Origin of the sequence: Flavobacterium enshiense (assembly GCF_022836875.1) — a bacterium.
GTDB lineage: Bacteria > Bacteroidota > Bacteroidia > Flavobacteriales > Flavobacteriaceae > Flavobacterium > Flavobacterium enshiense_A.
Window position 1 is genome coordinate 2003400 of the sequence record NZ_CP090376.1, and the last position, 11818, is coordinate 2015217.

The 11818-nt window shown below is 35.7% G+C and carries 11 protein-coding genes; 6 read left to right on the forward strand and 5 right to left on the reverse strand.

The window, feature by feature from the left end:
• Position 1 precedes the first annotated feature (1 nt).
• On the forward strand, positions 2–2644 hold the full coding sequence (locus LZF87_RS08870) for an alpha/beta hydrolase family protein (RefSeq protein ID WP_244338597.1): 2643 nt from the start codon (positions 2–4) through the stop codon (positions 2642–2644).
• A gap of 81 nt (positions 2645–2725) precedes the next feature.
• Here LZF87_RS08870 and LZF87_RS08875 read toward each other — a convergent pair whose 3' ends face one another.
• The 5 genes from LZF87_RS08875 to LZF87_RS08895 all read right to left on the reverse strand — a co-directional run bounded on the left by LZF87_RS08875 (position 2726) and on the right by LZF87_RS08895 (position 6019).
• Complete coding sequence (locus tag LZF87_RS08875; protein WP_035677982.1) at positions 2726–3001, reverse strand: DUF6520 family protein; 276 nt, start codon at positions 2999–3001, stop codon at positions 2726–2728.
• Between the two features lie 90 nt (positions 3002–3091).
• Positions 3092–4171 (reverse strand): hypothetical protein, encoded by a 1080-nt coding sequence (locus tag LZF87_RS08880; protein WP_023579492.1) that lies wholly within the window; start codon positions 4169–4171, stop codon positions 3092–3094.
• Positions 4168–4611 (reverse strand): MauE/DoxX family redox-associated membrane protein, encoded by a 444-nt coding sequence (locus LZF87_RS08885; RefSeq protein WP_051364352.1) that lies wholly within the window; start codon positions 4609–4611, stop codon positions 4168–4170. Before LZF87_RS08885 ends, LZF87_RS08880 begins: the two co-directional genes overlap by 4 nt.
• 95 nt (positions 4612–4706) lie before the next feature.
• Positions 4707–5618: a helix-turn-helix domain-containing protein gene (locus tag LZF87_RS08890; protein ID WP_244338598.1), complete on the reverse strand. Its 912-nt coding sequence runs from the start codon at positions 5616–5618 to the stop codon at positions 4707–4709.
• Positions 5619–5635: 17 nt separating this feature from the next.
• Positions 5636–6019, reverse strand: coding sequence for a hypothetical protein (locus tag LZF87_RS08895; RefSeq protein WP_244338599.1), 384 nt, complete (start codon positions 6017–6019; stop codon positions 5636–5638).
• A gap of 227 nt (positions 6020–6246) precedes the next feature.
• Here LZF87_RS08895 and LZF87_RS08900 point away from each other — a divergent pair, with 227 nt between their 5' ends.
• From LZF87_RS08900 to LZF87_RS08920, 5 genes are all read left to right on the forward strand, one after another.
• Positions 6247–8673 carry an aminotransferase class I/II-fold pyridoxal phosphate-dependent enzyme gene (locus LZF87_RS08900; RefSeq protein WP_244338600.1) on the forward strand — a complete coding sequence of 809 codons (2427 nt, stop codon included), beginning with the start codon at positions 6247–6249 and terminating at the stop codon, positions 8671–8673.
• A 37-nt stretch (positions 8674–8710) separates the two neighbouring features.
• Positions 8711–9550 carry an RteC domain-containing protein gene (locus tag LZF87_RS08905; protein ID WP_244338601.1) on the forward strand — a complete coding sequence of 280 codons (840 nt, stop codon included), beginning with the start codon at positions 8711–8713 and terminating at the stop codon, positions 9548–9550.
• Between the two features lie 340 nt (positions 9551–9890).
• Positions 9891–10169 (forward strand): helix-turn-helix domain-containing protein, encoded by a 279-nt coding sequence (locus LZF87_RS08910; protein ID WP_244338602.1) that lies wholly within the window; start codon positions 9891–9893, stop codon positions 10167–10169.
• A 97-nt stretch (positions 10170–10266) separates the two neighbouring features.
• On the forward strand, positions 10267–11154 hold the full coding sequence (locus LZF87_RS08915; RefSeq protein ID WP_244338603.1) for a transcriptional regulator: 888 nt from the start codon (positions 10267–10269) through the stop codon (positions 11152–11154).
• Positions 11138–11794 (forward strand): ATPase, encoded by a 657-nt coding sequence (locus LZF87_RS08920; protein WP_244338604.1) that lies wholly within the window; start codon positions 11138–11140, stop codon positions 11792–11794. The genes LZF87_RS08915 and LZF87_RS08920 overlap by 17 nt, the downstream gene beginning before the upstream one ends.
• Positions 11795–11818: the final 24 nt, after the last annotated feature.

Consider the following 11818-nt stretch of genomic DNA (forward strand, 5'->3'; position numbering starts at 1 on the left):
CATGAGAACAATACAATGTCCCTTTTCATTTTTTTTGTTTTTGTTAGTAGTTGCCTGCCCTGTAATGGGGCAGGTAAAACAAAAGAAACACCTTACGTCTCAGGAGTATCACTTGTGGAGTGAGTTACAGCCCGATAAAATTTCATCTACCGGCAATCAGGTAAGCTACGCGCTACGCTACGAGTCGGGAGAAGATACCTTATTTGTAAAAAACCGTAACGGAAAAACCGTGTCATTTCCTAAAGGGAAAAACGGCAATTTTAGTAATGACAGTTGGTTTGTCTGTCAGCAGGCTAATAATACACTAAACATTTTAAATCTTAAAACAGCAGAAAAGCAAACCATTTCAGAGGTAACAGATTATAAAATTGCAGCTAACGGTAATTATTTGGTAGTACTTAAAACCGGAGTAAACAACAAGCTTAGTTTAGTGGTGCAGGATTGGAAAGGACAGAAACTCAAAAGTATTGAGAACGTCAAAGCATGGTATCCAAATCCGCAAAATTCAGCAATAGCTTATGTTACGGATAGCGGCAAACAGCATACGGTTGAGGTACTACAAATAGATAAAAAGATACAAACTCACACCGTAGTTGTAGAAACTGGTGCTGGCTTTCACAATTTTGCATGGCAAAGTAACGGTGAAGCCTTTTGTTTTTTGCACCATCCTTTGGAGGGGTTACAGGAACAGAACACCAAAGGAAAGCTGTTCACCTTCAGAAGTAAGGACAAAAGAACATTTGTATTTGATCCTAAAGCACAGAAGGATTTTCCGGAAGAGTGTACTATTTCAGACAGCGATTATAATCCATTATCACTATCCGACGATGGAGAGCGTATATTTTTTGGTTTAAAAAAAGTACAGCTTGCAAAAAAGAATCCCAAAACAGCCGTGCAGGTTTGGAATACCCAAGACAAGTCAATATATCCTTTAAAAAAACAAATAAGCGGATGGGATAAAGTAGAAAAATTATCGGTTTGGTATCCAAAAAGCAATCGGTTTTTTCAGATAGCAGATAACGCTTTACCGCAGGTGGCGCTCAATGGAAATCAAACCTATGCTATTGTCTCAAATCAGGAAACCTATGAACCACAGGAAAAAAGAGAGGCCGACCGCGATTTTTATGGAGTGGATTTGCAAACAGGAACAAAAAAGTTGTTGTTGAAAAAATACTCAGGTGCTAATCAAATGGTGTTAATGTCACCAAAAGGGAAGTACATCACTTATTTTAAAGAGTCTGACTGGTTTATATACGACATTAAAAAGGATAAGCATACCAATATCACTCAAAACAGGATAGCAGAATTATCAAGACCCGATTTTGAAATGAGTACAGATTGGATACCTTATGGTAATCCCGGTTTCACTACCGATGAAAAATCACTTTTACTATATGATAAATACGATATATGGGAGGTGTCAGTAGACGGAAGTTTTTGTACCCGTTTAACCAGAGGAAAAGAAAAAGAAATTACATTCAGAATTTCAATGCAATCAGCAATTCAAAAACCAGATGTGAAATACCAGGGAAATTCAACTGGGTTATTTGATAGCAAGGGAATACTGCTTTTGGAAGCCACAGGAAAAGATCATGTAGCTTCAGGATATTATTATTGGCAACGCTCACAGGGAGAAAAACCAATAGTGTACAAAGAAATGAAAATCAGCCAGCTTCAATGGGCAGCGAACAAGCAAGATATAATGTATGTTGAAGAGAATTTTGATGTTTCACCACGTTTGGTACTAAGCAGTATAAAGGGTTCAAAACAAGAGGCTGTAGTCAACAGTAACCCACAACAACAAAACTATTTTTGGGGTAAATCAATTCAAATAAAATATACAAATGCTTCAAGTGTTCCGTTAACAGGAGTGCTTTTTTATCCGGCTAATTACAGTCCGGACAAAAAATATCCAATGGTGGTACACATATACCAGAAACAGTCAAGGGAATTGCATAAATATGTAAATCCGTCGTTACATAATAATGAAGGCTGGAACCATACAAATTTCACCACCAAGGGATATTTTGTGCTTTATCCGGATATTGTTTATGAATTAGGCAATACAGGGGCTTCGGCTACCGATTGTGTTACGTCTGCAACAAAAGCAGTAATTGATATGGGGATTGTTGATTCTCATAAAATAGGATTGATAGGCCATTCATTTGGTGGGTATGAAACCAATTTCATCATAACCCAAACTGATATGTTCGCTACTGCGGTGTCAGGAGCAGGGTTATCCGATTTTGTTAGCGCTTATCTCGGAGTATCGTGGAACTACTCAAAACCGGATTTTTGGAGATTTGAATACCATCAGTTCCGTATGGGAAAATCCTTATTCGAAGACACTGAAGGATATTTACGAAATTCACCGGTACTTCAAGCTGCAAATGTTAATACACCACTTTTAACTTGGACTGGTGAAATGGATTTACAAATTAACGCAAAACAGAGTTATGAGTTTTATTTGGCACTTCGCCGGTTAAAAAAGAAAAGCATCATGTTAGTTTATCCCGGTGAAGAACACGCGCTGAGTGAAAGCACTAATACAGAAGACTTAACCAATAAGACAGAGTCTTGGTTCGATTATTATTTAAAAGGAAAAGAATCCTCTTCTTGGATGATTCCGAATTATTACGACTAAATCCGTAGGGTATAAAGTAAAAAACAATGCAGTCATAGTAAAGACTGCATTGCATTTTTTACAACCATATTTTTTTAAAAATTATGGTTTGTACAGCGGGATTACACAATTACCATTGGTATCCTTGGCCCAAAGACGTGGTGTGGCAACACCACCGCCAACGCGGCAAAAAGAAGTTCCACTTGTTTCACACATATCAGCAGCCTGACAAGGATTACTTTGTGAAATGAAATGGTACCCTTGTACTAAAGCCACTGTTTTAGATTTGGTATTCATGGCATTAGTACTAAATGCGCCTGTTACAGCAACCGCAATGGTGGCCATCGGCAAAATCATTTTTAAAAAATTGCTTTTCATGATAATAAAAATTAAAAGTGATGATTTACTCTTTTCTACAGGTTTTCAATCTTACCCCTGATACTGGCCGGTATATTTTAAACAGTTGTTTTATTTTTTAATTGGTTTAAAACCATATAATAGATATTTATTCAGTTCATAAGAAACAAGTTCGGTATCAATCAGGGCAAACAATCGATTACCATAGACCACAAAGCTTTTCATTTTTTTACCGTTACTGTCATATACATAAAAGCTTGATAGGTAAGTGTTATTTGAGGTGTTGTAAACATCGATAATGCTGGCATGTTTCCATATTTCTAGTGATTCATATTTTCCCAACAAAGCTGAATTTACAAAAAGTAAACCGCTGGATGTGTTACTTGTTTTATTCACCACAAGGGGTGGTGCGGCAAAAGTTCTCTCTCGTCGGTTCTTGATGTACGCTATTTTTAACTGTGCTTTGCTAATGGTATCTATCGTTTTTCCTCTATGCTTGAGTTTAAGATTAGAATCGGCTACAATAAATTGGTTTCGGTAACGGTATAGATAAACGATTTGTTTCATTTTTGAATCATAGTTCAAAACACCATCGGTATCAAAAACACCGTCAATTTGTTTTTGTAGTAAGTCAGTTCCGTAAACAATACTTTTGGTATCAGTAAGGTCGAATTTTCCAATTATGTTTTCACCAACACTGCTCTGTCCTCTAAATACGATATTGGTAGAATCCATAATTTCAGCTTGAGAGAAATTAGTTGTTCCTTTATACTTAAGGAATGCCTTCCAGTTTTTCGTTTTTCCTTTGTAAATACAAGGAACTGTACCATCCAGAACATAAAAGTAAGGGGGAGTTACTTTAACCTGTACCGAACGAAAGGGCAGGGTAGTATCATTAAGAGTAATGGTATGATATTCTCTCGTTTTTAAAAGTGTATCAAGAACCATTATCTGTAGCGGTGCAGTGGAATTTCCTAAATAAATTTTACCATCACCAACGCCTGCAAAATAGTAAGAGTTATATTTTATATCGGTTTGATATGAGGGTGTTGCCAACATTTTTGGAAAACGGCGCACAAATGTATTGTGGTGATGCATAATACCTTCAGATAATACAAAAAGCAAGGTTACAATTCCCGTTGCTAAAAACAGGCAGAGTAATAAGACTGTGTATATTTTTCTCCATTTCATAATAATTCGGTTTTAGGATTTTGCTTTGTAATAATCAAAACAGCTGTAGCTGCCAGTACAACAAAAGCAAGGTTAAAAACTAAATGTTCCGTCCAACCCATCTTTTCAAGTATCCCACCGCAGGAACAGGGTACAAACGAGCTGAAATTCAAAATGATTACGATATAAACCGTGAACATAACCATCAAGGTAAAGGAGGCAATAAGACCTAATAATCTGGATTTTGGAACAACCAAAAGAGACACAATTATTAATTCAAGGACAGGAACACCCCAAGCCACCCAGCCTGCAAAGGCACTAAGTAATGGTGATTGCCCTATCTGAACTTGAAAGTTTTCAAAATCAAGAAGTTTACTCACAGCAGCATATACAAACAAAAGAATGTATAGCAAACAGACAATCTCAACAAAAATCTTCTTTAATGGGTCATTCAGTTTCATAGCATTAACTGGTTTAGTTTAATGATGTAAAATTCTGAAATACAATTAATAAAGACTTTTCAATTCGGGACAACAACTTATCCAAAAGGGAGAAATTACAGGTTGTCGTTGTCTCTCTTTAAATCGTTGGGTGAGTAACCGTACTTTTTCTTAAAAGCCTTCGAGAAATTAGGATAGGTATTAAAACCATTCATATAAGCAATGCTCTTTAGTGGCATGTTGGTTTGCTCAATAAGTAAGTGAACTCTTTTTAGTCGTTCGTCATTATAAAACTGATAGATACTTGTATTAAAGAAGTACTTAAAGGCTTCTTTTAGCTTATGTTCATTGGTTCCAAAAATTTTGGAAAGCTCTTTTAGGGAGGGAAGCGGGTTTTCTAAATTCGATAAAATATAATCATATACCTGTTGCATTAATCGTGCATCGTCCCGTCTCGTTTTAGGTTGTCTGAAAGCGGAATTTACATCCTCAGAGTTATTATCACCCTCCGTTGAATCAGCAAGAATGGAATGAATAATAAAACGGTTTTCATTGGATATTTTTGATATGCTACTAAACAATGATACGACTTCCTTTTGGTCGGAAGTAAGATAGCTCAAGGAAAGAGTAGAAACCTTTTCATTGACTAAGATGGTTGGCAATAATCTGTCAAAATTATGAGAAGAGCTGTCCGTTAAAATTTTTACAAATTTCAGTCCTTCAAGTGAAGTTGTATCGTAATTTAAAACGAGATAAGTTTCTGGTATTGTACTGTGAATGATAAAGTCTTCATTAACAATGAAACTCAAAGTAGTAGGGCTTTGTTGCAAATGATGTGTATTGATATAGCCTTTGGGAAACAGCGTTTCTTGCATTTCCTCGGCTACCATATTGATAAGTACCGCTAAGGATTCCAGCTCATCATCTTCCTCAGTTCGCATTATCCGCTGACTAAAATTACCACTGGCCATTTCAAGTAACATTTGCCGGATACTGTGCATTCTTTTCTGATTGATTTCCCTGTGCATATACGCTTAAAATTTAATTATAAATAAGATTTCAGGAACGCTAATGCTTGTTCTTCATCAGTAAAAAATGAAGTGGGAATAGTGGGTTTGTTTATCCTTAGATAAAAATCTCCCATAGTTTCAGAAACTTGTGGATTACCAAGAATGGCAACAGCTTTAGTAAGGACCGAACCAAATTGAGCCAGGTAATCCCTGCCGGCTTTATCCGAATCTTTTACACCTCTGATATCACATAAAACAGGATAAGTTGTTTCGTTTTGAAATTGGATTCGGTCAGACACGACTTTTCGGGCGACAGTTAAGGAAATAACGGTCTCCGGCTTATATTCAAAATAGAGAATGCCGTGCGCTATGCAAAATCGTGCATGCGCATTTTCGTAACAATCATGAGCTGCATTCATGATGTATTAAATAAAATGATACAATGCTGCAAAAATAAAAATAATACTGAATTAAAAAACCTACAAAACAAACTAATTGTCCCTAAAATCAATTAGTGTTTGTCAATTCGGGAATATGAGTTGTCAAAATAGGAGTAAGCACAATTCACTGTAAAACACACCAAAATTTATCTACAATTTTGGCGCCTTATTAACTCAAACGTAACCCACTACTAATCAAAACAGAAATGGCTAAAATTAAACACAACAACTTTATCGACACCGTAAATAGTGTCATTTCGGGAGCAAAAAATGAAGGAGTACTTCATTTGTATGCCGAAGATTCCTTTTTTAACGGTAGAACATTGCAAATACAAGGAAAGCAAATGTATCATTTCGGAACTACCGGTTACCTCGGTTTAGAGCAGGATGAAAGAATTAAGCAGGCGGCAATAAACGCTATTCGAAAATTCGGTACCCAGTTCCCGCTTTCCAAAACATACATTTCAAATCCATTGTATGCCGAATTGGAAGCTAAAATTGAAAAGATGTATGGTATAACTCCAGTGATTACTAAAAACAGTACACTAGGGCATTTGGCAGTTATTCCAACAGTAGTTCGCGACGAAGATGCTGTTATCTTAGATCATCAGGTACATTGGAGTGTGCAAAACGCCTGTCAGCAGCTCAAACTAAGAGGAATTCCAGTAGAAATGGTTCGTCATAACAACCTCAATATGTTGGAAGACAAAATAAAAGAACTCAGTAACAGAAACGGAAAGATATGGTACATGGCCGATGGCGTATATTCAATGTTTGGCGATTTTGCACCAATCTCCGAATTGATAAAACTGACACAAAAGTATCCTCAACTTCATTTATATTTTGATGATGTCCATGGTATGAGCTGGAAAGGTATAAATGGGACAGGTTATGTTTTTGACTCATTTAATCAATTACCAAACAATGTTTTAATTGTCTCCACTTTAAGTAAAACGTTTGGAGCAAGCGGCGCAATGCTTATTTGTTCAGATAGGAAGCTAAGAGAGAAAATCAAAAACTTTGGAGGACCACTAACATTTTCTGCACAATTGGAACCGGCTTCACTAGCCGCAGCTTCTAGCTCTGCCGATATTCATTTATCACCCGAAATCACAGTATTGCAAGATGAATTAACAGAAAGAATAACATACTTCAATTCATTATTAGAAGAATCAAATGTGCCGCTAATCGTGAAGAATGATTCCCCTGTTTTCTTTATAGGAACGGGCATGCCGGCCACAGCTTATAATCTTACTCAAAAGCTTTTCAAAGAAGGCTTTTTTGTGAATCCGGGATTGTATCCTGCTGTTCCGGTTAAGAATACAGGTATTCGCATAACGATATCAAGGCACAATCAAAAGGTAGATATTAAAGCACTGGCAGATGCTTTGCAATTTCATTTTCCAAAAGCTTTAGAAGAAACCGATAATAGTCTGGAAAAAATTCAAAGAAGTTTTCGACTTGAAAGAATATTTAATAAAGTCAAAAAAGTGAGTGTCGATTCTGGGTTGTTGAAATTCCAGTTTGAAACATCAATTCACAAGATAGATAAAGATTTTTGGAATACTTCACTGGGTGGTCAAAGTGTTTTTGATTGGGAGGGAATGTGTTATTTAGAAGAAGTATTCAAGAATAATCCAAATCCACAGGATAATTGGGATTTCTACTATTGGATCATAAAAGACAATGACAATATTCCAATTATGATTACTTTTTTCACTTGTACATTATGGAAAGATGATATGCTGCTACCGGAATCCGTTTCAAAACAGTTGGAGGAAAAACGAAAATCAAATCCGTTGTACCATACTTCAAAAGTACTGAGCATGGGATCACTTTTTACGGAAGGAAAGCATTATTACTTTAATAGTCAGCATCATTTAAAAAGTGAAGCAATCAAATTATTGCTTACAAAAGTTGAGGAATTATACCATGATGTAAATGCGGATATGCTGGTATTTAGAGATTTTGAAACGGATAATAATTGGAATGATGTACTACACAATCAAGGTTTTGTAAAAGTAGATATGCCGGAAGCTTGCACAGTAACAAACAACACTTGGTCAACGATTGAAGATTTTACAAAGAAGTTGTCACCTCGTTCCAGAAAACATTTTAATAAAGAAATACTTCCTTTTGAATCTTGTTTTAATGTTGAGTTTAAAAATAGCTTGTCAGAGATAGAATTAGAAAAAGCATACGAGTTATATACGAATGTAAAAGACAATAATTTTGCAATTAACACCTTCAGTTATCCATTGAGTGTTTTCAGGAAAATGAGCGACTATGCTTCATGGGAATTTATAGTGCTGTACTTAAAAGGAAAGGAATCCACAGAACCTGAAATGGTTGGTGTGGTATTCGGGTATAAAAATTTTAAAAGGACTTATGTTCCAACCCTAATAGGTATGAATTACAGCTATGTACAGGAATTGAATTTGTACCGTCAGTTATTGTTCCAGATTATTAAGAGAGCCAATACTTTAGGGTGTTCAAAAATAGATTTAGGCTTTTCGGCCACATTCGAAAAACGAAAACTGGGAGCAGAAATAACACCTAAAATTGCCTACATACAAGCCAAAGATAATTATGCATTCGAGGCATTAAACAGTTTACAAAACGAAATAAAGTAACAAACCAACAATGCTCACTATTAGCCAAACACAACAAATGAAAACTATTACAGCACAAATTACAGATTTCAACCAAAAGTGCAATGCCATTTTAGAAACAAACGAAAACCATTTAAAGAAAGCAAACGAAGGTATTCAGTTATGTAACAGAACACTTTCGGTTTTAAAAGATAAAGTAGAACAACATGATTTTGAAAACGTACCAGACGAAATCGAGTTCTTCAAAAATCATAAACCCATTCCAATGAGTTATCTCATTTATTTCACGGAAGTCAGGTCGTGTGAGCTGCGCATGCCGAAAGCCGGTACTTCTTATAAGATTGAGTTTCTTCAAAAGGAGTTAAAAAAAGTCAATAAGTTTTTCTGTAAAAATGCCGATTTTGTGCATTATATGGAGCAGGGGTACAGTTACCTGGATCATCAGTTTTTCACTAGGAATCAAAGAGATAATTTCCCTTTTACCCCAATGACCGATTACTACCAATTTCCTGAATTTTCTACCGCTCAGGATATGCTTTGGTCTAAGGTAAAAGCTATGTATCGGTTCATCCACTACATAAGGGAAGCACTAAAGAATTTAAAAGTTAATGACTCAGAAATTTTTGAAGAGAAAAGACATAAAGTCTTGGTTTGGACAGCACCGAAAACGGCTTTAATTGAGCTCATTTACGCACTCTATTCCAGTGGCGCATTAAATCATGGTGCTGCTGATATCAATACTATTACTTCGTCTTTCGAAGATTTCTTTAATGTAAAGCTGGACAATGTTTACAAAACCTATAATGAGATAAAAGAAAGAAAAAGTAGTAAAACCAAATTCCTTGAAGAATTAATGCTCAATTTGCAACATAAAATCAGCAAAGAAGAGAGCGTTTAAGGTTTCGTAGGGAATCGTAACTACGAAGTTTTTAATCTTTTTATTGTTGGTTTTGAATTAATTACATTTTTTAAAGCAGGAGTATGGAATCCGAATTGGTAGTAAAACACTAATTCGGATTTTTTGTTGGTGGATAAAGGTAATACGATTAAAAAAGTTTGATTTCAATTGTCTTGTAAACAGGCATTTTTTAGCGTTTTGATGTTAAATTTTCTCGTAACTACGATAAGCATTGGGAAAAGAAAAGAATAAAATACAACAATTTTGCCCTGTTCGAACAAAACAAAACAAGTAACAAGAAATGACGTCATTCAAAATCGTTTAACATTTAAAAAGCAATATGGCAGCAACAATTATTACAACCGAAGATTTAAGAGAATTCAAGAAAGAACTATTGGAGGATATTAAAAAGTTATTGGATGTCAAGTCCACATCCGCTTCAAAACAATGGTTAAAATCAAGCGAGGTTAGAAAACTACTCGGTATTTCCTCGGGCACACTCCAAAATTATAGAATAAACGGAAGCCTCTCTTATACTAAAATCGGCGGTACTCTTTTCTATTCCTACGACGATATCGAAAAGATACTTTCACAGAACAAAACGAATTCAACTAACTAGCTAATAGCCAAATGTTAGGGCATATGAGGCATGACAAAGGCGCAAGTCAAAAAAACTCAACAACTCAGAACCTTAGTAACTCAGAACCTCAAAAAATATGAATTACATAAAACACCTCACAGCCTATTTCGATAGGGTGGTAGACGACCATTCCCTAAACCCAACCCACATCAGCCTATACATTGCACTCTTTCAGTTCTGGAACCTTAACCGGTTTCAGAACCCTATAAGTATCACTCGCGATGAGGTCATGCGAATCAGCAAGATATGTTCAAAAGCTACGTATCATAAATGCATGCGGGAACTACATGATAAAGGCTATGTCATTTACGAACCTTCATACAATCCGTTTAAAGGAAGTATGCTTCAAATGGTCAATTTATCCCATGAGCTAAAACCATTAAAGCGAAGCGATAAAACCAATTCAAAAAATAAACAAGTTATTGAACAGGAAGTAAACAAGCAGCAAACAAGTAGTGAAATAGCTACTGAACAAGCGCTGGTATCTTCTATAAACAATATAAACAGTACAAACAATACAAACATTTTAAACTTTGGCAAAAGCAAAAATGACTTAAAAAAAGACGAGTTCAAAAATCAGTCAGGTGATAATAATTGTCATCCTGAGCATGCCTGTACTGAGCCAAGTCGAAGTATCGAAGGACCCAAAAAAAAGTTGCGCGAAAAAAAAGGTGAAACAACAGAAAACGCAATCCCACCACAATGGCAAAGTGTAGTGCAGTTTTTCAGCGAATGCAATGTTTCAGAAATCGAAGCGCAAAAATACTATAACCATTTTCAAAGCAATGGCTGGCTGGTAAGCGGTAAGTCCAAAATGAAAAACTGGAAAGCTGCTGCGAGAAATTGGATGCTGAACAGTCAAAAATTTAACACAAAAACCAATCGTCATCCTGAGCTTGCCGAAGGACCTAAACCAAATCATCTTCACACAGTAATTCAGAAAAATTATGCAGAACCACTATAGTTTTACCAGCACGTTCGTTGTAAAAGATAATTTTAGAACGTACAATTTGGAACAATGTTTTAGATATCTTGAGCAACAAGGTAAAGAAGCATATGGGAAAAGCTTCAAAATATACGAAGAGGATAAACCGGTTATTTGTAAGTTACTTATATATGCAATCCAAGATACCGAAAATGCTTTGAAGTTAGGTTTAGATCTAAATAAAGGAATCATACTATCGGGTCCCGTTGGTTGTGGAAAAACATCAATCATGCACCTGATAAAACCGTTCGTACCATCCAAGTATGACTACAAAATAAAATCGACTAGGGAAGTTTCCTTTGAATTTGCAAAACGAGGTTATGAAGCTTTAAATTTATATACTCAAAAAGCGGCCAATCAAACCCGTTTGACAGGTTATTGTTTTGACGATTTGGGAGCTGAACAGCAAATCAAGCATTTTGGTAACGATTGCAATGTCATGGCTGAAATTCTGATTAATCGCTATGAAAATTTTATCGAAAATGGATCAGTTACACACATTACCACTAATTTATCGGCTACCGAAATTGAAAATGTCTATGGAAACCGGCTTAGAAGTCGTTTAAGAAGTATGGTAAATCTTATAACTTTTGACAGAAATTCAAAAGACAAACGTTGAAAGTACTGATGAATAATTCAGAAT